Here is a 26,187-nt window from a genome sequence, read left to right as displayed (position 1 = left end):
CAGTATGTCTGAACAGAAAGTAGTCTCTGTAGGCTCTATCCAGGTAGCGAATGACAAGCCATTTGTGCTGTTTGGTGGCATGAATGTGCTTGAGTCCCGTGATATGGCCATGAAAGTGGCAGAGCACTATGTTGCGGTCACGGAGAAGCTGGGCATTCCTTACGTTTTCAAGGCTTCCTTTGACAAGGCGAACCGTTCTTCCATTGAGTCCTATCGTGGGCCGGGCATGGAAGAAGGTTTGAAGATCTTTCAGGAGTTGAAAGAGACCTTCGGTATGCCGGTGATCACCGATGTTCATGAAGTTCATCAGTGCCAACCGGTAGCCGAGGTGGTTGATGTGATTCAGTTACCCGCTTTTCTGGCACGTCAAACCGATCTCGTGTTTGCCATGGCCAAAACCGGTGCCGTGATCAACATCAAGAAACCCCAGTTCCTGAGCCCTTCCCAGATGGGTAACATTGTCGATAAGTTCGCGGAGGCTGGTAATGAGCAGGTCATTCTCTGTGAGCGTGGTTCTTCATTTGGTTACGACAACCTGGTGGTTGATATGTTGGGTTTTCGTACCATGAAAGAGGTCAGTGGCCAGTCCCCCGTTATTTTTGATGCGACTCATGCGCTTCAGTGCAGAGATCCCATGGGGGCGGCTTCGGGTGGTCGTCGTCACCAGGTGGCTGAGTTGTCCCTGGCGGGTATGTCGACCCGACTGGCAGGTCTTTTCCTGGAGGCTCATCCTGATCCGGATGCGGCTCGTTGTGATGGCCCTTCAGCGCTGCGCCTTTCGCAGTTGGAAGGTTTCCTGACGCAGGTGAAGGCGGTTGACGATCTGGTTAAGTCCATGCCTGAGCTGGATACCTATTGACCAGGACTTGAGTACTTGCTTGGATAGCAAAAAAAACCGCCTGCTTTCGGCGGTTTTTTTTCGTCGAGTGTTTTTGTCATAGATCGCCCTGGGTTCATTTTTCTCAGGCCTTAACCGATGCTTGTTATTTGTTTTTCGTCGCTGTGATATCAACGATTTCTACTGAATTCAGATGTTAACTATTGCGCCTTCGGTGTTGCTATGTGCAATAGTTGATAACCCGTCGGGAGTTGGTATAGTGGCCGCATTACGCCCGATCGGATCGGGTCTGTTTCCCTTCATAGACGACGGTGTTGTGAAAACTACTTTTCATTGGCCGTCAGCATTTGTGTAGAGAGAAAGCTATTATGGCAAACATTGTTGAAATCAAAGGCCGCGAAATCATGGATTCTCGTGGTAACCCAACCGTAGAGGCCGACGTCATTCTGGATTCCGGTGCCATGGGGCGTGCTGCGGCGCCCTCTGGTGCTTCTACCGGTTCCCGTGAAGCTCTGGAGCTGCGTGATGGAGACAAGTCTCGCTACCTGGGTAAGGGTGTCCTGAAAGCGGTTGGTAACATTAACGGCCCTATCCGTGAAGCACTGCTCGGTCGTGACGCTGCTGATCAGCGCGGACTGGATCTGGCCATGATTGAACTGGATGGTACTGAGAACAAAAGCGTTCTGGGTGCCAATGCCATTCTGGCAGTATCCCTGGCTGCTGCTAAGGCCGCAGCTGCCGACAAAAACATTCCTCTGTACCAGCACATTGCTGACCTGAACGGCACTTCCGGTCAGTTCACCATGCCGGTTCCTATGATGAACATCCTGAACGGGGGTGAGCACGCAGACAACAATGTCGACATTCAGGAGTTCATGGTTCAGCCAGTGGCGGCCAAGACATTTGCTGAAGGTCTGCGCATGGGTGCTGAAGTCTTCCACGCCCTGAAGAAAGTGCTGTCTGCCAAAGGCCTGAACACTGCGGTAGGTGATGAAGGCGGGTTCGCTCCCAACCTGGCTTCTAATGCCGATGCTCTGGCGGTTATTAAAGAAGCGGTTGAAGCGGCTGGCTACAAGCTGGGCACTGACATCACGTTGGCGATGGATTGCGCAGCTTCTGAATTTTACGTTGACGGTCAGTACAACCTGAAGGGCGAAGGCAAGGTTTTCTCTTCTAATGATTTTTCTGACTATCTGGCCAAGCTGACGGAAGAGTATCCAATCATCTCCATCGAAGATGGTCTGGACGAGTCTGACTGGGACGGTTTCAAATACCAGACTGAAATTCTGGGCAACAAGATCCAGATTGTGGGTGACGACCTGTTTGTAACCAACACAAAAATCCTGAAGGAAGGTATCGAGAAGGGTGTCGCTAACTCGATCCTGATCAAGTTTAACCAGATCGGTTCCCTGACGGAAACCCTGGAAGCCATCAAGATGGCCAAGGATGCCGGATACACTGCGGTCATCTCCCACCGCTCCGGTGAAACAGAAGACGCTACTATTGCAGACTTGGCGGTAGGTACTGCTGCGGGTCAGATCAAGACCGGTTCCCTGTGTCGTTCTGACCGTGTAGCCAAATACAACCAGCTGCTGCGCATTGAAGAAGAGCTGGGTGCTAAAGCTCCCTATCGTGGTCTCGCTGAATTCAAGCGTGCCTGACAAGTTATTGAATAGCGTGTCAATATAAGGGAAGCTTCTGAAGCTTCCCTTTATTATGTCCTCTGTTTTACCTCCCTGATTCATTTCCCGGATATTCCCGTTTTTCGTGTTTTTACCATGGGCACATTTTTCAGGCTTTGATAGACTCAATGGCTGAAGACAACGAGAGATTCAGATGCGAAAGCTGGTGCATACATTATTGCTGCTGGCGCTGGTGGCCCTGCAGGTGCAACTCTGGTCGGGAGCGGGCAGTGTGGCCGAAATGGTTGCGATCAAAGAACAAATTGAGCAGCAGCAACGGGAAAACGATCGTTTGTATCAGCGGAATCGTTTGCTCGCGGACGAAGTTGTTGAGCTGCAAAATGGTCTGCAAACATTGGAAGAGCGAGCTCGTCTGGATCTTGGGATGATCAAGAAAGACGAAACGTTTTATCTGATTTATGACTGAGTGTTGCAGTCGCTCTCATGCGGATGACGCAATAGTGGCTAGAAAACTCCGCAGCTTTGGTTATTACAGCTATTTTATAGTTCGGTAAGTGACATTTCAGATTTATAAGGGGTTGAATCCTGGCCTGTTGCTGGCAGGTTGTTTTTGATCTTGTTCGAATGACAATATTTTTAGATGACAATGTTTGTAAATGACAGTGTTTGTAAATGACAATGTTTGTAGGTGGCAATGTGAGTACGAGTAATCCTCATAACCCCGGCTTTTGGGCAATTGTTCCGGCCGCGGGCGTGGGTCGTCGCATGCAGAGTACCATTCCCAAGCAGTATCTTGAGATTCATGGTCGTACCCTGATGGAGCACACACTTGAACGTCTGCTGGGTTTTACCCATCTGCAGAAGTTAATCGTTGTGATTGGTGCTGAAGATGAATACTACAAAGAGATCAAGCTATTAAGGGATTCACGAATTATGTTGGTTCAGGGGGGAGAGGAACGTTACCATTCCGTCCTGAACGGGCTGAAAACCCTGTCTGAGCTGGCAGATGCCGAGGATTGGGTGATGGTTCATGATGTTGCCAGACCCTGTATCCGTCACTCTGACCTGGAGTGGCTGGTTGAACAGTTAGCTGACCATACGGTTGGCGGTTTGTTGGGAATGCCGGTCAGAGACACTATGAAGCGGACTTCATCTGCCGGAGAAGTCACTGAAACTGTTGACAGAGATGCCCTGTGGCACGCCCTGACGCCGCAAATGTTCAGAATGAAGTTGCTTTATGATGCCCTTAAGAAAGCACTGGATGATGGTATGCCAGTGACGGATGAAGCCAGTGCCATTGAATACGCAGGATTCAAGCCACTGATGGTCGAAGGGCACAGTGATAATATCAAGGTGACCCGCAGTGCGGATTTGACCCTTGCAGCCCTTTACATTCAACAACAAGCCAAACTGATCGAGACAGTATAATGCGAATAGGTCACGGTTTTGATGTGCACCGCTTTTCTGATGAAGCAACGGCTGATGCCAAGGTTATATTGGGCGGAGTCGGTATTGATTACAGTCACGCGCTGTTAGCCCATTCTGATGGTGATGTTCTGCTTCATGCCGTGTGCGATGCGCTGCTGGGAGCGGCTGCCCTGGGCGATATCGGCCAGCATTTCCCGGATACCGATCCCCGGTATAAAGGGATTGATAGCCGACAGTTGCTCAGGCACGTGGTGGCACTGATTCATGAGAATGGTTATCGGGTGATTAATGTTGATAGCACCATTGTCGCTCAGGCACCGAAAATGGCTCCTCATATTCCCGCCATGAGAGAAAACCTCGCCGGAGATCTTCAGGTTGAAACAGGGGCTGTCAATGTAAAAGCAACGACAACAGAGAAGTTGGGCTATACCGGCCGAAAGGAAGGTATTGCCGTTCATGCCGTGGTGCTTCTGGCTCACTGAGACTCATCCTGATCCGTTCGCGCTCTCACTGAAAGATTATTGTTTAATGAATCAAGTTTCTTACACACTGGCCTGGGCTTATGCCTGGGGTGGTCCTTTGGGGCAATGTACTTTCAAGCGTCTGCCTGAAGATTTTATTGTTGAAGAAGAATTACCTTTTGTACCGGAGGGTGAAGGGGAGCATGCTTACATCAATGTTCAGAAAACCGGCGAAAATACCGACTGGGTAGCGGGGCAGATTGCCAGGTTCGCCGGTGTAAAACGTTCTGCAGTGAGTTATGCCGGACGTAAGGATCGCCAGGGGATCACGCGTCAGTGGTTTAGTGTCTGGCTGCCTGGTCAAGAGGCTCCTGAGTGGTCTGGGCTGAGCAGTGAGTCCCTTAATATTATTGCTGCTACCCGACATGGTAAAAAGCTCAAAACGGGTGCCTTGAAAGGCAATCGCTTCATCATCACTTTACGCAGTGTGAGCGTGTCTCAGGCGTTGCTGGAAGAGCGTTTGAAGTTAATTGCCAGTCAGGGTGTGCCCAACTATTTTGGAGAACAGCGCTTTGGTCATGAGGGCATCAATGTTGACCGGGCGTTGCTGATGTTTGCCGGTCGTTTCAAGGCTCATAGAAACAAGCGCTCAATGTATTTGTCTGCGGCACGATCCTGGCTATTTAATCAGGTTCTCTCTGAGCGGGTTTGTCAGAAAAACTGGACCCGCTATCTTGAGGGGGATGTGCCGGGTTTTCAGGACAGTGGTAGTTTAATTCTGCGGGATCATGATCAGAACCTGATGAGCCGAATTGCATCCGGAGAAGTCTCGCTGACGGCTCCTCTCTGGGGGCGGGGGGAGTTGCTTTGTCAATCGGATTGCAGAAAGATGGAAGAAGAGGTTTCAGCTCGGAACCTGTCATTGTGTGAAGGTCTGGAGCAGGCAGGTCTGAAGCAGGAAAGAAGGGCCATCCGTTTGGTGCCTGCGGCCATGGACTGGAAATGGTTATCAGATGATTGTGTCCGGCTGGAATTTTCTCTGCCAAAAGGCTGCTTTGCAACAGCCGTGTTAAGGGAAGCCCTGGAGTGTATAGAAGGAAGGTTTGATGAGAATACTGCTCAGTAACGATGATGGTGTTGCCGCCAAAGGGCTGGCAATCCTTTACAGTTCACTCGAAGGAGTGGGTGAGAGAACAGTGTTTGCGCCTGATCGAAACAGCTCGGGCTTGAGCAGTTCATTGACTCTGGGTCGCCCCTTGAGGGTGACTGAGCATGCCAATGGTTTTCACAGCGTCGACGGAACTCCGGCTGATTGTGTTCATTTGGCCGTTAATGCCCTGTTGGGGCAAGAGCCTGATATGGTCATTTCTGGCATCAATCATGGTGCCAACCTGGGTGATGATGTTCTTTATTCAGGAACGGTAGGCGCTGCTCTGGAAGGCCGCTTTATGAGGTTGCCTGCCATTGCGGTATCTGCCTGTGGCAAGGGAGAAGAGAGCCTGATCACTGCCGGAAGGGTGGTCAGAGATCTGATCCTCAGGCTTGAGCAATTGTCTTTGCCAGAAGGAACCTTGTTAAATGTTAATGTTCCCGACAGATCCTATGAAGAACTTAACGGTCTGGCAGTGACTCGTTTAGGGCACAGGGAAAGGGCGGAAAAGCCTGTGCAGGTGCTGGATCCAAGGGGTAACCCCGCCTATTGGATTGCTCCTGTCGGTAAGGAGCAGGATGCGGGTGAGGGCACTGATTTCCACGCTGTTGCCCGGGGTTTTGTTTCGGTAACGCCCCTTCAGTATGATCAGACGCATCATGCAACGCTTTCTCAGCTCAGTGAGTGGCTGGGCTGAGATGAAAGACATTGATATTCATGGTATCGGAATGACCTCCCGGAGAACCCGTGATCGTCTGATCAATCGGCTTGCGGCTCAGGGGATCGACTCCGTCGAGGTGCTGGAGGTTATTCGAAAGACACCCAGACACCTGTTTGTGGACGAGGCTCTATCTCACAGGGCTTATGAAGATACTGCCTTGCCTATTGGCTTTGGACAGACATTGTCGCAGCCTTATATCGTGGCAAGAATGACAGAGGCTCTTATGGCCGCAGGCCCGCTCGATAGAGTGCTCGAGGTAGGTACTGGCTCAGGTTATCAGACAGCGATCCTGTCGCCACTGGTAAAAAAAATATATTCCGTTGAGCGTATCAAGCCTCTTTATGAGCGGGCGAAAAAGCGGCTTAAAACACTTTCTATTCACAATGCCCAGTTTAAACTTAGCGACGGTGGTATGGGGTGGTCAGTCATGAGTCCCTTTGATGGCATCATTGTCACCGCTGCCCCGGATCAGGTACCCGAAGAACTATTGCAGCAGTTGTCCGAAGATAATGGTCGTCTCATTATTCCGGTTGGTGGTCGTGGTGTTCAGGATTTATGGTTGATCACCCGCCATGGCGACGTCTTCAAGAGGGAAGTGCTTGAAGCCGTGAGGTTTGTGCCATTGCTTGATGGTATTCAGCGGTAATACCTGCCCTGGTATTTTAACAATGAAACCCAGTCAGATAACTCTGAGAAGATAACGGGTCTATTACTGATTTATGCATTACAGAATACGACAGGTTGGATTATGTCAAAAATGAAAGAAGGTCTGGGCATTCTACTCAGGGGAATGGCTATGGGCGCTGCCGATGTCGTTCCCGGAGTTTCAGGGGGGACCATTGCTTTTATCACCGGTGTCTATGATCGCCTGTTGAATGCCCTGAAGAGTATTAATCCCGGTTTGCTGGTAAAGCTTAAATCCGAAGGGGTTGCCGCCTGCTGGAGGCATATTGATGGGAGTTTTCTGATTCTGCTGTTTGGCGGGATATTGCTCAGCATAATGAGTTTTGCTCATCTTATTACGTACCTGCTGGAATGTTATCCGGAACTCATCTGGTCTTTCCTCTTTGGCCTGATATTGATTTCGGGCATTCATATGCTTAAACAGGTTAAGCATTGGAGTGCCGCCTCTGTGATGCTGCTGGTGCTTGGCTGTGGCTTTTCTTATTTTATAGGGACATTGACGCCTACATCTCTGACACCTTCTTACCTGATGTTGTTCATGGCCGGTTGTATTGCCATCTCCGCTATGATTTTACCGGGTATTTCCGGCAGTTTTATCTTGTTGTTGATGGGATTGTATCCTGTTGTCCTGAGTGCTGTGAAAAACCTGGATATTCTGGTGCTGGCACTCTTTGGATCTGGATGCGTTGTCGGGTTGCTGACTTTCTCTCATGTTCTCTCCTGGTTGTTAAAGCATCATCGTAACCTGGCACTGTCGCTTTTGACGGGGCTGATGCTGGGGGCCCTGGGAAAAGTGTGGCCGTGGAAAGAAACACTGGAAACAAGAATAAATAGTTCGGGTCAGGAAGTACCTTTTCTGGAAAGAAATATTTCTCCCTGGGCATATGAAGCACTGTCTGGTCATTCGGCTTACCTGTTGCCATCCATTGCCCTGATGTTGTCAGGTATTCTGCTGGTGGTTCTGCTTGAGAAATTCGGTAGTCGTTTGACTGAAGATGATGTGAGATAGGTCCGATACGAAAAGAGTGTTTCGGTATTTATGATGTCGTGTAAGTGGATGGCGTCGGAATATAGGCAATCGTACCTGATTTGATATATTTTTTTAGATTAAAAAAATTTAAATATATCTAATTTTGTTATATTTTGAGGCGCGCCTCAGGAGCTAACTATGGAGCAGAGTGAATGACAGGTGATGATCTTGGGCAAAAAATTTATTTGAGTGTTTGCTCAAGAATATTCAGTTGGACGACATTGATTCTGTTACTGTCGGGGTGTTCTCATGATCCTTCCTCGGTTCTGGTTAAAGAACTAAGGTTACCTCCTGAAGTCAATAGTGGCAGTCATATCGTTCGTCATGGTGAAACTCTTTTTTCAATAGCCTGGCTTTATAGCAGAGATTACAAAGAGTTGGCAGCTATCAATGGTATACGTTCACCGTACACTATCTATCCGGGACAGCATGTCAATTTGACTGCTTCAAGGTATGCATCGCGCGCTTCAGGTTCTTCAGGTAAGCGCATTAGAACTTCATCGCAATCTGCTGCGGTTAAAAAAGCACCAACAAAAATATCTGGAAAAACAGCGCATTCATCCAAGCCTTTAAGCTGGCATTGGCCAGCCAATGGCAAAGTGGTACAGGCATACAGCAACGATAACGGGCTGAACAAAGGGATTGATATCGGAGGCAAATTGGGAGAGCCTGTAAATGCAGCTGCCGCCGGAGAGGTGGTTTATGCCGGTAGTGAACTCGCTGGTTATGGCAAGCTGATCATTATGAAACACAATAATAGCTATCTGAGCGCTTACGCTCACAATAAGGAGTTGCTTGTGCGTGAAGGAGACTCAGTTAAAGCAGGCCAGAAGATAGCCGAAATAGGTTCTACAGGAACGACAGAGCCTAAGCTGCATTTTGAAATTCGGCATAATGGCAAACCGGTCGACCCAATGCGATTCCTGCCTGAGCGCTGATTTCATTCTGCGGTGTCGGTAGAGGGATCTCACGGGTGTCGACCCAACTCCCGGTTGGTTGTTCGACAGACAGTGGGGCTTTCGGATAGGACTGACTCTTATGGCAGCAAAGAGGGAAGACTCAGAGCAAAGTAATTTTGCTGAGGATTTTACCCAGGGAAAGAGTGAAATTGATAACGCGCTGGATTCTGATCTTAATGAAAATGAAGTAGTCGAAGGAAAGGAACCTGCGCCACAGTCGTTTACACCCAGTGCGTCAGATTACAGCAAGGCCCGTCGCGACGATGATGGCTTCTACAAATCTATTGATGCCACGCAGCTTTACCTGAATGAGATTGGTTTCTCACCACTGCTAACGCCGGAGGAAGAGGTGCATTACGCGCGTCTTGCCCGTCGAGGCGTTGAGGCAGGTCGGCGTCGTATGATTGAAAGTAATCTGCGTCTGGTGGTTAAGATCTCAAGACGCTACGTCAATCGGGGTCTGACACTTCTGGATCTGATTGAAGAGGGAAACCTGGGCCTTATCAGGGCGGTTGAAAAATTTGATCCTGAGCGTGGATTCCGTTTTTCAACGTACGCTACCTGGTGGATTCGTCAAACCATTGAGCGGGCCATTATGAACCAGACGCGCACCATTCGTCTGCCGATTCATGTGGTTAAAGAGCTTAATGTTTACCTGAGGGCAGCCCGCGAGCTGACTCAGAAGTTGGATCATGATCCTACCCCGGAAGAAATTGCCCAGCTGCTGGATAAACCAGTCGATGATGTCAAAAGAATGTTGGGGCTTAATGAGCGTGTCACTTCAGTTGATACGCCATTGGGGCCGGACTCTGATAAGTCCATTCTTGATACTATCTCTGATGAGAAAGAGTCTGACCCGGCAGAATTGCTTCAGGATCTTGATCTCAATGACAGTTTGGATCGGTGGTTGGGTGAACTTTCTGAAAAGCAACGCGAGGTGGTGGCCAGAAGGTTTGGTTTGCGGGGCTATGAAACCAGCACTCTTGAAGAGGTAGGAAGGGAAATTGGCCTGACCAGAGAAAGAGTCAGGCAGATACAGGTCGAAGCTTTGAAGCGCCTGCGTTCTATCCTTGAGAAGCAGGGACTGTCTGGAGAATCGCTGTTCAGCTGATACAGTGCTTTGCCAATAGAAAAAGCCATGATCGCGAGGTCATGGCTTTTTGTTTGGGAAAGGCTCAGTACCCGAACCATTAAAAGGGATTATCAAAGTGTTTCTGCATAGGTCTTTGCCCATGGAGGCCTTCCCGATTCTTAGCGTTCCAGATGCTCAAGCTTGCCTTTCACGCCATCCCATTTTTCAGCGTCGGGGAGTGCATCTGTTTTTTCTGTAATGTTCTCCCAGACATCTGCGAGTACAGCGTTGAGTTCAATAAACTCCTGCTGATCTTCCGGTACCTCATCTTCGGAGAAGATCGCATTGGCTGGGCACTCAGGCTCACAGAGAGCGCAGTCGATACATTCGTCCGGGTGGATAACCAGAAAGTTGGGCCCTTCGTAAAAGCAATCTACGGGACACACTTCCACGCAATCGGTGTATTTGCATTTGATGCAGTTTTCACCCACTACGAAAGTCATGATGGTTACACTCCGTTTGTTCAGGCTGATGATAAATTCAGTCACAATAGATTGATGAAATGCCACCATCAGGAATGGCATTTCCAATCGTATACCCCTGGCTGGTTTGGCGTACAGCCCAACCAGTCGAGGCGGCAAGTCTACCAGTATTGTCCCTAAGGTAGTAGCTCAAGCAGTTATGAACTAGCCAGTTTTACGAAGTCAGTGACTTAAGGTCGTATAGGAGTCCAAGAGCCTGCCGGGGTGACAGGGTGTCAGGATTAAGATCCTTGAGTGCTTCGACGGCCGGGTGTGTCTGGGAAGCTGCGAACATATCTGCCTGAATCGGGTTCTCATTACACACCGTTTTAGGCTGCTCAGCGGTTTGCAGCATAGTTTGTTCAGATGAGCCTTCTTCCAGTTGTTGTAGCCTGGAGCGCGCCTGAGTGACGACATTTCTGGGAACGCCGGCCAGCTGGGCCACTTGTAAACCATAACTCTGGCTGGCAGGGCCATCCTGAACTGAGTGTAAAAATACAATTCTATCGTCGTGTTCTGTCGCGTTCAGATGAACATTGGCAACAGAGCTGCACTCATCGGGCAGTTGAGTCAGCTCAAAATAGTGGGTGGCGAACAGTGTGAATGCCTTAACGGTATCGGCCAGGTAGTGAGCACAGGCCCAGGCCAGTGATAGTCCATCAAAGGTGCTGGTTCCCCGACCAATTTCATCCATCAAAACCAGACTGCTTGCTGTGGCGTTATGAAGGATATTGGCTGTTTCGGTCATTTCCACCATAAATGTTGATCGTCCCCCGGCCAGATCATCGGATGATCCTATGCGGGTGAATATTCTGTCTACCAGACCAATGTTAGCGTGGCTGGCAGGAACAAAGCTGCCTACGTGAGCTAATAAAACGATCAATGCCGTTTGTCTCATGTAGGTCGATTTACCGCCCATGTTTGGGCCGGTGATGACTAGCATTCTTCTTGTGGCGTCCAAGTCTACATTGTTCGCTACAAAGGGTTCAGTCAGTACCTGTTCAACAACCGGGTGGCGCCCATCTTTAATATGAATACCGGGTGTCGAACTCAGCTCCGGTTGGCAGAAGTTCAGAGTTTCAGCTCTTTCTGAGAGGTTGTTCAGAGCATCCAGCTCGGCGAGACTCATGGCCGTTTCCTGAAGAGGGCCCAGAACTTCCAGAAGGTTATCCAGTAATTCATCGTACAGTGCCTTCTCCCTGGAGAGTGCCCTGCTTTTGCTGGATAGGGCTTTATCTTCGAATTCTTTTAATTCCGGTGTGATAAATCGTTCAGTATTTTTCAGTGTCTGGCGACGTATGTAGTCTACCGGGGCGTCTTCAGATTCTCTTCGGCTAAGTTCAATGTAATAGCCATGAACCCTGTTAAAGCCGACTTTCAGGCTGGGCAGTCCTGTTCTCTCTTTCTCTCTGTTTTCCAGTTCGACAAGATAATCGCCTGCGTTCTGACTGAGGGCACGAAACTCATCCAGCTCTTTGTCAAAGCCTTCTGCAATGACGCCACCGTCTCTGATAATCACCGGCGGATTCTCGATAATAGCCCTGCTCAGTAAGTCCGCAACCTGAGGATGTTCACTAATGGCTTCAGCCAGTTTATGGATGTCTTCGTTGTCGATTGCTTTGAGAATGGCTTGTAGTTCAGGCAGTTGATTCAGTGCATCTCTTAAGCGAGCCAGGTCTCTTGGACGAGCTGACTTTAATGCTACTCTGGCAAGAATACGTTCAATATCGCCAATGCCGCGAAGCAAGGGCTGAATCTGTTCGAAGTGATAACCCGATTTTATTGTTGAAATAATAGACTGACGCTTTTGCAGCTTTTGAAGATTTCTCAGGGGGCGATTCAGCCATCTTGACAGCAATCGGCTGCCCATGGCGGTCGCTGTTTTATCAAGCACCGACAAGAGGGTGTGATCACGGCCGCCATTGAGATTCTGACTTAGTTCCAGATTTTTTCGGCTGGCGGCATCAAGAACCACGCTGTCTTCGCGAACTTCCTGCTGAATGCTTCTGATGTGGGGCAGGGAGGTTTTTTGTGTTTCCCTGGCGTATTGTAACAGACAGCCTGCTGCCTCAAGGCCAACCGTTAACGATTCACAGTCGAACCCTTGCAGGTTTTTGGTTTGGAACTGGCGGGTTAATCCTTCGTAGGCACTGTCACGGTCAAAGTCCCAGGGGGGGCGCTTGATTGTTCCCGGGCGTTCAGCAATCCGGGCAGGCCATTCAACACTGTCATTGATGAGTATTTCGGCAGGGTTGATACGCTCAACTTCTGCCACCAGGGCTTCTTCACCCACGACTTCCAGTGCCGTAAATTGACCACTGCTGATATTCAGAGAGGCTATTCCATATCGATCTTCGGATCGGTTCAGCGCCGTCAGAAGGTTGTCCTGTCGTTCGTCCAGAAGTGCTTCATCACTCACTGTGCCGGGGGTCAGAATACGGACGACTTTTCTTTCAACGGGGCCCTTTGACGTAGCCGGGTCGCCAACTTGTTCGCAAATGGCGACAGAGACGCGAAGTCTGACCAGTCGAGCCAGATAACCTTCTACGGCATGGTAAGGGATACCTGACATGGGAATGGGCTCACCGGCAGACTGTCCACGGGTCGTCAGGGTGATATCCAGTAACTCGGCAGCTTTACGGGCATCGTCGTAGAACAGCTCGTAAAAATCACCCATGCGATAAAATACCAGATGTTCCCGGTGCTGCTGTTTGATGCGCAGGTACTGCTGCATCATCGGTGTATGCTGACTTTGGCTATCTTTGCGCTGGCTCATAGATGAGGGGAAGCCTTGAATTCAGGTTGCTGACAAATAATCTGTCATTTTACTATGAAAAGCGGGCTGTTTTAATGGGAGCAATAGTTTATCTTTACCCATTGGCAGCTGAAGGCTGTTAAATGTATATCCTAGATCAGGCAGGGGCGCGATGGATGTCCGGAGATTTTGACAAAAAGCTGGAGTTGTTAGCCAGAAAGCTTCAGGCTGCAAACTTGAAAGTGGCTGCTGCTGAATCTTGCACAGGTGGCTGGCTCAGTCAGGCTTTTACCTCTGTTGCCGGCAGCTCATCCTGGTTTGAAGGTGCCATCATCAGCTATTCCAATGCTATGAAACATAAGTTTCTGGGCGTTCCTGTTGCACTGATTGATCGTTATGGAGCGGTCAGTCAGCCGGTAGTGGAAAGCATGGCATTGGGTGCCGCCAAGCGCCTTTCGGTGCCTTTGAGTGTTTCTATATCAGGGGTTGCTGGCCCTGAAGGTGGAACCGATGACAAGCCGGTGGGTACGGTATGGATTGGCTGGTGTTTTGATGATCAGGTAACCGCTGAAGTTTTTCACTTTTCTGGTGATCGGGAGCAGGTGAGAAGACAGGCCGTTGAGACTGCTATTGATGGTCTGGTTAAATGGGTGGATACAATTTCCAGATAAATACTGGACAAATATACATATAGTGTTTAAATATACAGTATCTGAAGTTTTTAATACTCAAAACTTAAAAAATAGTGGCCAGCACTAAAAAAGGTGGATCTGAATAATGGATGAGAACAGAAAGAAAGCACTGGCGGCGGCCCTGGGCCAGATTGACCGACAGTTTGGTAAAGGTACGGTCATGCGCATGGGTGACCAGAAGCAGGAAGCCATTCCTGCTATCTCTACGGGCTCGTTGCAACTGGATATTGCACTGGGCATAGGCGGTTTGCCAAAGGGACGTGTCGTTGAGATTTTTGGTCCTGAATCTTCTGGTAAAACCACGCTGACACTCAGTGTGATTGCAGAAGCTCAGAAGCAGGGTGCCACCTGTGCTTTTGTTGATGCGGAACACGCTCTGGATCCTCAGTACGCTGGCAAGCTGGGTGTTGATGTTGAGGACCTTTATGTTTCTCAGCCCGACACCGGCGAGCAAGCGCTGGAAATTACCGATATGCTGGTGCGTTCCGGTGCGGTTGATGTCATTGTTGTCGACTCCGTTGCAGCTCTGGTTCCCAAGGCTGAAATTGAAGGGGATATGGGTGACTCTCATGTCGGCCTGCAGGCGCGTTTGATGTCCCAGGCTCTGCGAAAAATCACGGGTTCTATCAAGCAGGCAAACTGTCTGGTCATCTTTATTAACCAGATTCGTATGAAGATTGGCGTGATGTTCGGTAACCCCGAGACTACCACGGGGGGGAATGCTCTCAAGTTCTACTCTTCGGTGCGTCTGGATATTCGCAGAACCGGTGCAGTGAAGCAGGGTGATGAAATCATCGGTAACGAAACCCGGGTCAAGGTGGTCAAGAACAAGGTGTCTCCTCCTTTCCGCCAGGCTGAGTTTCAGATTCTTTACGGTCAGGGCATTTACCACATGGGTGAAGTGATTGACCTGGGGGTTAAGCAGAAGCTGGTTGAGAAGTCCGGTGCCTGGTACTCCTATAAAGGTACAAAAATTGGTCAGGGTAAGGCCAATGCAGCTCAATATCTGACCGACAACCCAAAGATTGCTGAAGAGATAGAAACACAGATTCGAGCTGAGTTGCTGGGTACGGCTGAGCCTGATTCTGAAGCCTCTGCAAAATCAGACGCAAAACTTCAGGATGAGCTTCTGGCAGAATAAGTTTTAAAAGTCTCTGACAAGGATGTTCGACGTGCTGGCATAGATTCGCTGGCGCGTCTTGAGCACCACACAAGGTTTAACTTGAGTGAAGCCTGCATGGCTGTTTCTCTTTCCCTTCTATATAATGGCCGCTTTTTATAGATTGCTGTTTAATCTCCCGTTTGGAAGACCTGTATGACTCGTGTGAACTATATGAAAAGTGCCGAGATTCGCTCTGCTTTTCTTGAATACTTCAGAGAAAATGGGCATGAAATCGTACCCAGTAGTTCTCTGGTGCCTCACGACGATCCAACCCTGCTGTTTGCTAATGCAGGTATGAACCAGTTCAAGGAGACATTCCTTGGCAGGGAGCAGCGAGCTTATACACGCGCAACATCATCCCAGAAGTGTGTTCGTGCGGGTGGCAAGCACAATGATCTTGAAAATGTTGGCTATACCGCTCGCCACCACACTTTTTTCGAAATGCTGGGTAACTTCAGCTTTGGCGACTACTTCAAGCAGGATGCTATTCGTTTTGCCTGGACTTTCTTGACTGAAAAACTGCAACTGCCTGTTGAGCGTCTCTGCGTTACGGTTTATGAGTCAGACGATGAAGCTTATAACATCTGGCTGAATGAGATCGGCGTTGCTGCTGAAAATATCATTCGTATTGGCGACAACAAGGGGGCTCCCTATGCTTCAGATAACTTCTGGCAGATGGGGGATACCGGCCCTTGCGGACCTTGCACTGAAGTCTTCTATGATCACGGTGATCATATCTGGGGTGGCCGACCCGGAACCCCGGAAGAGGATGGCGATCGTTTTATTGAAATCTGGAACATTGTCTTTATGCAGTACAATCGTCAGGCGGACGGAGTGATGGAACCTCTGCCCAAGCCATCGGTGGATACGGGTATGGGGCTGGAAAGGATTTCTGCCATTATGCAGGGCGGCCACAGTAACTATGATATTGATATTTTCCAAAACCTGCTGAATGATGCTTCCGCAATACTGGGCGGTGTGCCCACGACAGAAGCTTCGCTGCGCGTTATTGCTGATCATATCCGCTCAAGCTCATTTATCATTTCCGACGGTATTATGCCGTCTAACGAAAGTCGTGGATACACCCTCAGGCGTATCATCCGTCGTGCATGTCGCCACGGACACAAATTGGGAGCTACTGAGTCGTTCTTCTATAAATTGGTGCCTTCCCTGGTGCGTGAGATGGGGGATGCTTATCCTGATCTTGCTAAAAATCAGGCGCAGATAGAAAGAATTCTGCTGCAGGAAGAAGAACAGTTCACTAAAACGCTCGACAAGGGAATGAAACTGCTGGAAGACAAATTACAAGGGCTTGAGGGCTGCGTTATCCCCGGTGATGTGGTGTTCACCCTGTACGACACCTATGGGTTCCCTGTTGATTTGACCAACGACATTGCCAGAGAGCGTGAGCTGGCGGTAGATGAAGAAGGTTTTGAGAAGTTGCTTGAGGCTCAGCGTGAAAGAGCCCGCGCGGCCAGCAAATTTGGTGTGAATTACAGCGAACAGCTGGTCATTGAAGGATCTACTGATTTCACCGGTTACGAAAAGCTTCAGGACGGAGGTGAAGTCACAGCTCTGTTTGTCGACGGGCAGTCAGTTGATTTTATTTCTGAAGGCCAACAGGCAACAGTCGTTCTGCAATCGACACCTTTCTATGCTGAGTCCGGTGGCCAGGTGGGTGATACCGGCTTACTCAGTTTTGAAGGTGGCAAGGTCAAGGTATTGGATACTCAGAAGCAGGGTGACAGTTATCTTCATATTTCAGAAGTATCCCAGGGGCAATTAAAGGTTGGCGATACTGTCACTGCCTACGTTGATGTTGAGGTTCGCCGGGCTACGGAATTGAACCATTCTGCCACTCATTTGCTTCATGCTGCACTGCGTAAGGTTCTGGGTGAGCATGTTACTCAAAAGGGTTCTCTGGTAGATCATGAGAAGCTGCGTTTTGACTTTTCCCATTTTGAAGCGGTTAAGTCTGAAGAGCTCCGGGCTGTCGAGAGACTGGTTAATCAGCAAATCCGTGATAACAGTCAGGTTGAAACTGAGCTGTTGGATATGGAGGCTGCCCAGGCTAAATGTGCAATGGCTCTGTTTGGTGAAAAGTACGGTGAAGAGGTTCGCGTACTTTCCATGGGCTCTGATGGCTTCTCGGTTGAACTCTGTGGAGGTACTCACGTTAAACGCACGGGCGATATCGGGTCATTCAGGATGGTCTCTGAATCCGGGATTGCAGCCGGTGTAAGGCGTATTGAAGCTGTCACGGGTGCCGCTGCGGTTGATTATCAGGAGAAACTGGAAGATACCCTGACATCGGTTGCGAGCCTGGTGAAAGGCTCCCGGGATACGGTGCAGGATAAAGTATCTTCTCTGCTTGATCGGAATAAAGAGCTTGAGAGGGAGCTGCAGAAACTTCAGCAGAAGCTGGCTTCAGCAGGCAGTGCCGATCTGCTATCCAGGGCCATTGATATCAATGGTATAAAAGTACTGGCTACAGAACTTGAGGACGTTGATCCCAAGTCTCTACGTGACATGGTTGATCAGCTCAAGGGCAAACTCCAGACCGGTATCGTATTCCTGGCTGTACCAGGTCATGCCAAATTCCCTTTGGTAGCGGGAGTGACCAAAGATCTTACGGATAAAGTGAAGGCAGGAGATTTGTTGAAAATGGTAGCTGGTAAGGTGGGTGGTCGTGGTGGCGGTCGCCCGGATTTTGCCCAGGGTGGTGGTGCAGACGCTTCCAAAATCAAAGAAGCGCTTGAATCTATCACGCCATGGTTGCATGAGCGCCTGTAATAGTATTCATTGAGTGCGATCGACGTACCCCAACAAAAACAAGCCAGAAGGCTCGCCTTTGTTGGGGTGCTTTTTTTCGCAAAGCTATTCATGTTACATTCCGCAGTCGGCTGATTGATGTAGAACGATATAAAAATGGCGTTGTTAGTACAAAAATTTGGCGGCACCTCGGTTGGGGATCTGGAACGTATCCAGGGAGTTGCCGACAAGGTGAAAAGGTTCAGGGATCAGGGGCAGGATGTCGTTGTTGTTGTCTCGGCAATGAGTGGCGAGACTAACCGGCTGACTGATCTTGCATCCAGCATTCAAAAGCAACCCACACCCAGAGAGATGGATGTTCTGCTTGCCACCGGTGAGCAGGTCACTATCGCTCTTCTGGCAATGGCCCTTAATGAGCGTGGTTGCCCGGCTTGCTCGTATACTGGCAGTCAGGTTTCCATAGTGACAGATCAGGCACATACCAAAGCTCGTATACAACATATAGACACAAAGAAGGTGCGGGCTGATCTTGATCAGGGGCGTGTTGTCATCGTGGCTGGTTTTCAGGGGTGCGATCCCCAGGGCAATATTACAACCCTTGGAAGAGGAGGTTCCGACACCACAGCGGTTGCTTTGGCGGCGGCTCTGGAAGCGGATGAGTGCCAGATTTATACCGATGTCGACGGTGTTTATACCACCGACCCACGGGTTGTGGAAGGGGCAAGAAGGCTGGACAAGATTACTTTTGAAGAGATGCTGGAAATGGCCAGTCTGGGTTCAAAAGTATTGCAGATTCGGGCGGTTGAGTTCGCTGGAAAATATAATGTCAAATTAAGGGTGCTGCATTCTGTGCAGGAAGGTCCCGGAACGCTAATTACGATCGACGACGAGGATGTAGCTATGGAATCACCGGTGGTATCTGGTATTGCCTTTAACAGGGATGAAGCGAAAGTCACTATTAAAGGTGTGCCTGACATTCCTGGTGTTGCATCCCGGATACTGGGTCCTGTCAGCCGGGCCAACATTGAAGTGGATATGATCGTTCAAAATGTGTCTGATGATCGTACTACGGATTTTACCTTCACAGTTCATCGTAATGATTATCAGCGGACGCTTGATGTGTGTGCCAAAGTTTGTCAAGAGTTAGGTGCGCGCGAGTACGATGGCGATGAAAAGATCGCGAAAGTCTCTATCGTCGGTGTCGGTATGAGATCCCACGCAGGGGTTGCTTCCCGGATGTTTGAGGCTCTGGCTGCTGAGGGCATCAATATTCAGATTATCTCAACCTCTGAAATTAAGGTTTCTGTTATTGTGGCAGAGAAGTATCTCGAACTGGCGGTAAGGGCCCTTCATTCTGTATTTGAACTGGATAGGGAACCCAATGAAGGTAGAGATGTCTAAGGCTGGGTAGAATGTTTTGAGCAGGGGATTGAGCAGGGGATGTTGCAGTGTCGGTGAGCTCAGCCCTGATAGTGTTCTGGCTGTTGTCATCGGCAGTTAGCAAGAATATCGGTTAAATATACCGTCATTCCCATCGGACATGGATTCTTCAACTAGAATGGTCTTTGCCTGTTAAAAACTTACACAACGTGATTTTTTTGATGACTACATTTCTCTGGTAGTAAAAATACGCATGGAAATGTTGGGTTCGGTAGCTAGACTCTGTTGGCTGAGAGCTTCTTAAGCATGAAACGGTGATCTGGCAGTAGCTGCTTTGCTGAGGACATACTCGCTCCCGTATTCGGGGCTAAGATCGATAAAGCAAAGCATCGCCGTGCTCAGGATTGACGGTCGTTGACTTACAGAGATGTAAATAAGGAGATTGTAATGCTGATTCTGACTCGCCGCGTAGGAGAGACCCTGATGGTCGGGGACGAGGTCACTGTCACTGTACTGGGCGTAAAAGGTAACCAGGTGCGTATTGGAGTCAATGCGCCAAAAGAAGTTGCCGTTCACCGTGAAGAGATCTATCAGAGAATTCAGAAAGAAAGAGAGCACGGGGGGATTCCATCCGTCTCAGAGTCATACTGACTGTTCGGTTAGAACACCTCGTTCAGTGAAGAAATACCCGATTGACAACTCGGGTATTTTTTTATCCCTGAAAAGAGCCTCGATTGAAAAACGATAACTTGTTTCTGACAAGGCGAAAAAACTTTCGGGTTTTTTATAAAAGTCCATGGTCGTAAATCAGGGTGAGAAAAAGCTTGCATTCCAAAGCGTGGACAGTAGTATTAGTAGCACTTGCGGTGAGGTGGCCGAGAGGCTGAAGGCGCTCCCCTGCTAAGGGAGTATACGGTTTGTAGCCGTATCGAGGGTTCGAATCCCTCCCTCACCGCCAGATTATTTGCCATCTCCTTTCTCGTTAAAGTCACATGCTGGATTGATTCCTATCAACTGCTTCCATTTATTGCTCCAACCGGTACTGTGTGTTGCTCCTTCGACTCTAACGATTGAAGTGCACTCCCTGCTGCTCAGCGATGTTTGATAATGCTTTGAAACCTGCTCAGGAATTATAAGGTCTTCACTGCCATAAAAATGTAATTGAGGGATGCCATTCAGTTGATCCTGAAAGTCTAAAGGGTTGAGTGCGGAGGGCATAGGGCTGACTTTGTGGAACTGATTAGTGAACAGGGGATCAAGATTGCCAGCCACTGTCCAGATTGAAGTCACGTCATCTCTTTGGCTTGCCGACAAAAGAGCCAGAGTGGCACCCCCTGAGTAGCCGACCAGCTCAAGTTTTTTATAGCCGCCCTTTTTCTTCAAATAATCTAAAGCCTCGCTAGTGCTTTCAAGTGAAGCTGAATCGTAGCGCCCAAAAGTCCAGACTGATTTATTGCAGATTCTGGTCATGATGTATTGGCAGGGTCTGCCCAGATATGCGATATCCGGGTACGGATCTGCCAGCATAAGGCTGTGAACCAGCCTGTTAATCGGTGTTGGGTCAGACGAGGGTGTACCCCTTTTTAGCCAGGCTTTTCCATCCCCCTCAATATATACCCTTAATTTTTCTGTTCTGGATTGTCTGGGCATCCAGGCTTTAAGGGTGTAGGTTGAGGTGGGGATCTCGATAGCTGTCAATTTTTTCGAGGTAACCAGAGTCTTTGTGGTGGCTGCACTAAATGGAGCAGGCGAGTGACAGCCAGTGAAAATAAGGCTCAAAGAAAATGTCAGAAGAAAATATTTCATGGGTAAACAGTATTTTTAGAACTATTGTACCTCTTATCTATCGGGTGTTGAAAGTTTTTTGATAGAGATTTAATACGACAATTGTTTAATTACTTTTACTGACAAATAAAACTTCGGAGACAGCACTTCTCGTTAATTAAAAAATAATCTCAAATTAGTTAATGGTTTCTAAAGGGTCAAGCTTTTATTTTTATAGAATCTATAGAGAAATAAATATCATTTTTAATTCTGAAAAAGTATTTAATATTACTTCTTCCCATCTGTAGGATTGCCAGCCTTCAGGCTCCTATGTCTGAAATGCCCGGAAAAGCTCATAAATGAGAAAAACACCCAGACTATAGGTTGGAGTTGGATTAATGAAACAAGTACAAGTGTTTAAAAAAACACTGCTTTCCGTATCCGTGTTAGCTGCACTTGGCGTTTATGGTAATCATTCGCAGGCTCAATACTTTGTGGATGATAAAGATTTTTTCAAAAAAGTAGAAAAAGCAGATTTTTCCAAGACGGTCAAAGTCTGGAAAGAAATGCCTGCTGATGATCCATTGAAATCGCAGGCCGATAGGGCCATTTATCTTTATGAGAGATATAAGGTTGGGTATGACGAAAAACGAACGAATGCAGATCGCTTGTTTTTTAATGCCAATTTCCGGCAGGAGCTTCAAACAGAGGTGCCTGAATTATTTTTGCAGAGTGACAAAAGTGCTCCTGTCGATAATGGAACTCCAACAGAAGAGAAGCCTTTAGTAAAGCGTGAAAAGGTTGCTTTGGAGAAACTCAGAAGAAGTTTTGAGTCATTGGATGCCGTAGAAACAAAGTCCAACTTCAGCGTTAAAGCTTATGGTTTTGATGAAAATCATGTTGAAAAAACTGGGCAAAGCTTAAATAAGACTGAGAACGTCTGTGTGAAAAGCTTGCTAGAGCTTGAAGATACTGAGCTTCAGAATGCCATTCTCGTTGAAAAAGAAGTCATGGACGAGACGACTGGAAAAGCCGAAAAGGTTAAGGTGGCTCCAGATGCAGTTGTGCTGAAAGGGCTGGATTTATCTGACGAAAGTGATAGAAAAGCAGTGCTTGAACAACTGGCCGCAGTTAAAGAAGTTTTTGAATTAAAGAGTGATGTCAAAGGTGAAGTAACCGAACTGGGCTTTAAAACCAGAGTATTGGATCTGGCCGATGTCGGTAGCGGTTTTAAGGATGGAGAAAAGGTGCCAGTTTTAGTATCGGCTGCGACTGGAGATAAGGTTGATAGTAAGGCCTACGGTACTGTTGTTCTTTCCGAGAAAACCAATGCTGTACATGAAGGGTTTGGTACAAAGGAGCGAGCACTTGATGTATTCGTTGCTAAAGAAGGTACATCCGTACGTGTTGCAAAAGAGGGTGCTATCCGATCCACTGTCATCTATTTGAAAGATGTTGATGATGTGACGGGTGTTGACGTCGAGGGTGATGGAAGCGAAGCCAGTTCTATTGATACTTTTGTGGACTTTATTGGTGTTCTTCCCCAGCAATTGGAAGTTATGGGCGAAACCGAAAGTGAGAAATGTGAAAAGGTTTATAAGCCTGTTGCCCGAAAGACTACGGTAGCAACTATCGAAGGCGCAAAAAAAGGCGCTGTCAATTTAAAAGGTTATGAAGACCTTCAAATCAAAGCCTCTAAGTTAACTGTTCGGCAGGTAGGTGTTGCTGAAGATGGAGTCACTCCAACATCCATTAATGTTAACTTTACAGACAGTGATATCACTGTTGATGCGGGTTCAGACGATGAATTGAAAGGCGGAAAAGGCGTTATAGCCGGCCAAAATATTGTTCTGAGTAATACTCATCTGCGTATTCAGGAAGAAAACAAGTTTATTCTGGAAGACGTTGTATCTGATGAGTCAGAAGGCGATGATAAAGCTGATGTAAATAACCAGCCAAATTCAATTACGGTCACTGAAATCAAGGCTGTCCCAGTCAAGGGCCTGAACGCTCAAAAGGCAATGGAAGGCTCCAGCGATGGCTTTGACAAGCATATTGTTGATGTTGAAGGCGAAGATTTACCTGATGCGTTTGAGGTTAGAGATGGTTCTGTCTCATATGTCAGCCTGACAGATATTGAGAAAGTTCTGGTCGAAGATGGTCAGCTGTACGCTGATGAAGTCAGCTCGTTTGAAAAGCCACTGCTTTCATTCGACTTGAAAGGCAAAGCGACTGTTCACGCAATCTCTAATGATGCGCAACCTATCTTTATCAGTAGAGATGCAGATGTAACTCTGGCTGACGGGCAGGAAGTGTCGAAGGATCTCCATGGTTTTAGAAACTTTGTATTGGAGGGAGGTTCGTTTGAAGGCGACTTAAAGGGCTTCGCTGCTGAAGATGGTGATGAAAAAGATCCCAAACGTTTTACTGGCTCAACGGTTACTCTGAAGAGAGGTGTTCTGAAAGGCGGTGAAATCGGTGGCGTTATTGATGGAGATGAGAACAGGCACCTGAAGGAAGTACGCGTAACGGGTCAGGTTGAGGTTAAGCCTGGAACTACCGGGCTGACAGCTCTCGACACCGAAGCAACCAAAAAGTCTCAAAAGGCTATTTATCAATTTACCGACCTCAAGCAGGTTAAAGTGGTTGCTCCTTTGGTGGTTGACTCTGAAGGTAGTCTGAAAATCTCTAAAACGTTTAAGCAAATCAGGCTGGATGAGAAAGGTAAACTTGTTTCTGTGACAGCTCCTTCGTTATTAGCAATGAAGGGTAAAACCCTTGAGAAGGGGGCTAAGCTGCATCTGGTTTTAGATTCACGTGATCCATCACCCACTACTCCCTATGCCAGTGTTGATGGTCCCTTGATTTTGAAGGGCCAGAACCAGATCAAACTGGATTTGACTGGTTTCGATAGTGAGAAACGCTTTGAGAGTAACAGAATGCTCTACCATTCAGCTGCCTTGGGTGAGGTTCCGACCATGTCGATTGCAGTTATTGAGGCAGACACAGTAGAGGGTGACTTTGCCCCTCTGGATATAGGTACTGCATTCTACGATACTTCCGACAGTGGATTTGCGAAGAATGAAAAGACTAACAAGTCTATGTACTCTATTCAGTTTAAGTATGATCACAACCCAGTTCAGAAGCTGCGTTCTAAATACGGTCTCTCTGAAGATCAGGCGAAAATGTATATTGCTACTTATCAATCAGCAATGTCTACAGAGAATCTGGTTTCATCTAAGGCTATGTTCAACCTTGTGACAATGGCGGAAGAGCAGCAGTCCATCAAATTGTTTGCCGATCAGCAGCTGCCCGATCCAAATAACGGAGTGGGTCGAGCTTCTGTAACTTTGCAAAATAAAGTTAATGAGTCCATTGGTCGTCGTCTCAGCAGTACCCGAACTGGAGTCAACGCAGGCGATATGTATGAGTCTCAGGGGTTCTGGGCTGAGTATATCTTAAGTGACGGAAAGCTTGATAACAAAGACGCCGTGAGAGGTTATGAAGCCAAGGTTAATGGTGTCACGCTTGGTCTTGATACCGTCCTTAATGACCAGATGACGGTGGGTTTTGCTTTCACTTTGGGTGATACAAAGGTTGAAACTAACGACATCCATCGTGACACAACGACCGATACCTATATGGGTACTTTTTATGCCGGATGGGATCAGGATAATTACTTCCTGGACACAATGCTTAGCTACGGTAAAGGAATCAATGAGTTCAAGCGTAAAGTTGTGAATGACAAGACTTCGTACAAAGGTGAGGCGGATAGCACCATTTGGGGTGCACGTTTCGTAACTGGTTATAACTATCAGATCAATCAGTGGATTCTTCAGCCCCAGATTGCTTTTGACTACACCAGTGTTAACTTTGATGATCTTACTGAAAAGCAAACGGGTGCTTTGGCTCAAAAGCGTAAGATGGAAAAATTTGAAGTCATGGAGCTGGGGGCAGGCCTCAAGCTTATGGGTGATTTCGAATTAGGTCGTGGAGTGCTTCAACCTGAGTTTGTTCTGATGGGTTATCACGACTTTAAGGACGATAAGCCTGAAACGACAGTGACCATCATTCAAGGTGGTAAAACTCTGACTGTGACAGGCAATGATCGTGAGCAAAATCGCTTCCTGGCTGGTTTGGGTGTTAATTATAAAGTGGAAAACAACCTGAGTCTGGGTCTGCACTATGACCATAACTGGATGGGTGACTACAAAGCAGATAGCTTGAATGCTACGGTTCGTTATGACTTCTGATGGATCTCAGACAGGCTAGCATTTAATTGCCAGTGTCTGTAACAAGACCTCAACTTTTAGCCTCGCCCATGCGGGGCTTTTTTGTTTTTGTATGTTGTTGTTCAATTATGAAAATTGCCACAATGCCGTTGACTCCGTGGGGTTAAATCTCTATAGTTCGCTCCCGTTGATGCAGCGCGCTCGTAGCTCAGCTGGATAGAGTACCTGGCTACGAACCAGGCGGTCGTAGGTTCGAATCCTACCGAGCGCGCCATTTATCAAAACGTCAAATATCTTGTAACGGTGAGGTGGCCGAGAGGCTGAAGGCGCTCCCCTGCTAAGGGAGTATACGGTTTGTAGCCGTATCGAGGGTTCGAATCCCTCCCTCACCGCCAGAATTGAAGAGTTGCTCTTCAATAGAAAGTGCGCTCGTAGCTCAGCTGGATAGAGTACCTGGCTACGAACCAGGCGGTCGTAGGTTCGAATCCTACCGAGCGCGCCATTTTTAAAAGTTTTCAAATATGTGCGTCCGTAGCTCAGCTGGATAGAGTACCTGGCTACGAACCAGGCGGTCGGAGGTTCGAATCCTCCCGGACGCGCCATTTTGAGAATCAAAGTATCCAACCGTAATTATGATGGTGAGGTGGCCGAGAGGCTGAAGGCGCTCCCCTGCTAAGGGAGTATACGGTTTGTAGCCGTATCGAGGGTTCGAATCCCTCCCTCACCGCCATTAAATTTCCATAGCTTATTGTTTTATCAATAGTTACTTGTCTAACCATTCCTGTTTTTCTTAGTGATCTACAAAGTATCCATTTTGTTTAATGGATTCACTCTCACCGTATCTGTCAATTGTCATCCTGAGACCAAAATGGCTGAGTGTTACAACAGAGCCGTTTTAATCTGTCTATCCTGTAACTAATAAG

At 48.1% G+C, this 26,187-nt stretch carries 20 protein-coding genes and 6 tRNA genes; 23 read left to right on the top strand and 3 right to left on the bottom strand.

Annotated elements, in window-relative coordinates; genetic code table 11:
* The first annotated feature begins 4 nt into the window (after window positions 1–4).
* The 11 genes from kdsA (at window position 5) to rpoS (ending at window position 10,025) form a co-directional block, all read left to right on the top strand.
* The gene (gene kdsA, locus K7B67_RS09370; protein WP_252180076.1) at window positions 5–859 is read left to right on the top strand and encodes a 3-deoxy-8-phosphooctulonate synthase; all 855 of its coding nucleotides are present in this window, start codon (window positions 5–7) and stop codon (window positions 857–859) included.
* A gap of 347 nt (window positions 860–1,206) precedes the next feature.
* On the top strand, window positions 1,207–2,499 hold the full coding sequence (gene eno, locus K7B67_RS09365; RefSeq protein ID WP_252180075.1) for a phosphopyruvate hydratase: 1,293 nt from the start codon (window positions 1,207–1,209) through the stop codon (window positions 2,497–2,499).
* A 175-nt stretch (window positions 2,500–2,674) separates the two neighbouring features.
* Window positions 2,675–2,947: a septum formation initiator family protein gene (locus K7B67_RS09360; protein WP_252180074.1), complete on the top strand. Its 273-nt coding sequence runs from the start codon at window positions 2,675–2,677 to the stop codon at window positions 2,945–2,947.
* A 206-nt stretch (window positions 2,948–3,153) separates the two neighbouring features.
* Entirely contained in the window at window positions 3,154–3,909 is a 756-nt protein-coding gene (gene ispD, locus K7B67_RS09355; RefSeq protein ID WP_346658268.1) for a 2-C-methyl-D-erythritol 4-phosphate cytidylyltransferase, read from the top strand.
* A complete protein-coding gene (gene ispF / locus K7B67_RS09350) occupies window positions 3,909–4,391 on the top strand; it encodes a 2-C-methyl-D-erythritol 2,4-cyclodiphosphate synthase (protein WP_276576729.1) in 483 nt (160 codons plus the stop codon). The genes ispD and ispF overlap by 1 nt, the downstream gene beginning before the upstream one ends.
* A gap of 46 nt (window positions 4,392–4,437) precedes the next feature.
* A complete protein-coding gene (truD, locus tag K7B67_RS09345) occupies window positions 4,438–5,496 on the top strand; it encodes a tRNA pseudouridine(13) synthase TruD (protein WP_252180072.1) in 1,059 nt (352 codons plus the stop codon).
* Window positions 5,477–6,217, top strand: a complete 741-nt coding sequence (gene surE, locus K7B67_RS09340) for a 5'/3'-nucleotidase SurE (RefSeq protein WP_252180071.1) — start codon at window positions 5,477–5,479, stop codon at window positions 6,215–6,217. Before truD ends, surE begins: the two co-directional genes overlap by 20 nt.
* Window position 6,218: 1 nt before the next feature.
* A complete protein-coding gene (locus K7B67_RS09335; protein WP_252180070.1) occupies window positions 6,219–6,887 on the top strand; it encodes a protein-L-isoaspartate(D-aspartate) O-methyltransferase in 669 nt (222 codons plus the stop codon).
* 102 nt (window positions 6,888–6,989) lie between these two features.
* On the top strand, window positions 6,990–7,934 hold the full coding sequence (locus K7B67_RS09330) for a DUF368 domain-containing protein (RefSeq protein WP_252180069.1): 945 nt from the start codon (window positions 6,990–6,992) through the stop codon (window positions 7,932–7,934).
* A gap of 173 nt (window positions 7,935–8,107) precedes the next feature.
* Complete coding sequence (locus K7B67_RS09325) at window positions 8,108–8,893, top strand: peptidoglycan DD-metalloendopeptidase family protein (protein ID WP_252180068.1); 786 nt, start codon at window positions 8,108–8,110, stop codon at window positions 8,891–8,893.
* Window positions 8,894–8,993: 100 nt separating this feature from the next.
* Window positions 8,994–10,025 (top strand): RNA polymerase sigma factor RpoS, encoded by a 1,032-nt coding sequence (rpoS, locus tag K7B67_RS09320; protein WP_252180067.1) that lies wholly within the window; start codon window positions 8,994–8,996, stop codon window positions 10,023–10,025.
* A gap of 140 nt (window positions 10,026–10,165) precedes the next feature.
* Here the strand turns inward: rpoS and fdxA are convergent, their stop codons facing one another.
* Together fdxA and mutS are read right to left on the bottom strand one after the other, a co-directional pair.
* A complete protein-coding gene (fdxA, locus tag K7B67_RS09315; protein WP_062264706.1) occupies window positions 10,166–10,489 on the bottom strand; it encodes a ferredoxin FdxA in 324 nt (107 codons plus the stop codon).
* 193 nt (window positions 10,490–10,682) lie between these two features.
* Window positions 10,683–13,283, bottom strand: coding sequence for a DNA mismatch repair protein MutS (gene mutS / locus K7B67_RS09310; protein WP_252180066.1), 2,601 nt, complete (start codon window positions 13,281–13,283; stop codon window positions 10,683–10,685).
* A 122-nt stretch (window positions 13,284–13,405) separates the two neighbouring features.
* Between mutS and K7B67_RS09305 the strand changes: the two genes are divergently transcribed.
* The 6 genes from K7B67_RS09305 to K7B67_RS09280 all read left to right on the top strand — a co-directional run bounded on the left by K7B67_RS09305 (window position 13,406) and on the right by K7B67_RS09280 (window position 20,226).
* Window positions 13,406–13,933, top strand: coding sequence for a CinA family protein (locus tag K7B67_RS09305; RefSeq protein ID WP_252180065.1), 528 nt, complete (start codon window positions 13,406–13,408; stop codon window positions 13,931–13,933).
* 106 nt (window positions 13,934–14,039) lie between these two features.
* Window positions 14,040–15,095, top strand: a complete 1,056-nt coding sequence (gene recA, locus K7B67_RS09300) for a recombinase RecA (protein WP_252180064.1) — start codon at window positions 14,040–14,042, stop codon at window positions 15,093–15,095.
* A gap of 192 nt (window positions 15,096–15,287) precedes the next feature.
* The gene (alaS, locus tag K7B67_RS09295; RefSeq protein WP_252180557.1) at window positions 15,288–17,909 is read left to right on the top strand and encodes an alanine--tRNA ligase; all 2,622 of its coding nucleotides are present in this window, start codon (window positions 15,288–15,290) and stop codon (window positions 17,907–17,909) included.
* 135 nt (window positions 17,910–18,044) lie between these two features.
* Complete coding sequence (locus tag K7B67_RS09290; protein WP_252180063.1) at window positions 18,045–19,289, top strand: aspartate kinase; 1,245 nt, start codon at window positions 18,045–18,047, stop codon at window positions 19,287–19,289.
* Window positions 19,290–19,715: 426 nt separating this feature from the next.
* Window positions 19,716–19,919, top strand: coding sequence for a carbon storage regulator CsrA (gene csrA / locus K7B67_RS09285; protein ID WP_252180062.1), 204 nt, complete (start codon window positions 19,716–19,718; stop codon window positions 19,917–19,919).
* A gap of 214 nt (window positions 19,920–20,133) precedes the next feature.
* Window positions 20,134–20,226, top strand: a tRNA-Ser gene (locus K7B67_RS09280).
* Between the two features lie 2 nt (window positions 20,227–20,228).
* Here the strand turns inward: K7B67_RS09280 and K7B67_RS09275 are convergent.
* Window positions 20,229–20,966, bottom strand: a complete 738-nt coding sequence (locus K7B67_RS09275) for an alpha/beta hydrolase (RefSeq protein ID WP_252180061.1) — start codon at window positions 20,964–20,966, stop codon at window positions 20,229–20,231.
* 464 nt (window positions 20,967–21,430) lie between these two features.
* Between K7B67_RS09275 and K7B67_RS09270 the strand changes: the two genes are divergently transcribed.
* From K7B67_RS09270 to K7B67_RS09245, 6 genes are all read left to right on the top strand, one after another.
* Window positions 21,431–25,285: an autotransporter outer membrane beta-barrel domain-containing protein gene (locus tag K7B67_RS09270; RefSeq protein WP_252180060.1), complete on the top strand. Its 3,855-nt coding sequence runs from the start codon at window positions 21,431–21,433 to the stop codon at window positions 25,283–25,285.
* 176 nt (window positions 25,286–25,461) lie between these two features.
* A tRNA-Arg gene (locus tag K7B67_RS09265) sits at window positions 25,462–25,538 on the top strand.
* Window positions 25,539–25,566: 28 nt separating this feature from the next.
* Window positions 25,567–25,659 (top strand) — tRNA-Ser (locus K7B67_RS09260).
* 30 nt (window positions 25,660–25,689) lie between these two features.
* A tRNA-Arg gene (locus tag K7B67_RS09255) sits at window positions 25,690–25,766 on the top strand.
* A 23-nt stretch (window positions 25,767–25,789) separates the two neighbouring features.
* Window positions 25,790–25,866 (top strand) — tRNA-Arg (locus K7B67_RS09250).
* Between the two features lie 35 nt (window positions 25,867–25,901).
* Window positions 25,902–25,994, top strand: a tRNA-Ser gene (locus K7B67_RS09245).
* The last annotated feature ends 193 nt before the right edge of the window (window positions 25,995–26,187 follow it).

The organism is Endozoicomonas sp. 4G (assembly GCF_023822025.1).
GTDB lineage: Bacteria > Pseudomonadota > Gammaproteobacteria > Pseudomonadales > Endozoicomonadaceae > Endozoicomonas_A.
This window is presented reverse-complemented; position numbering and strand designations above follow the sequence as displayed.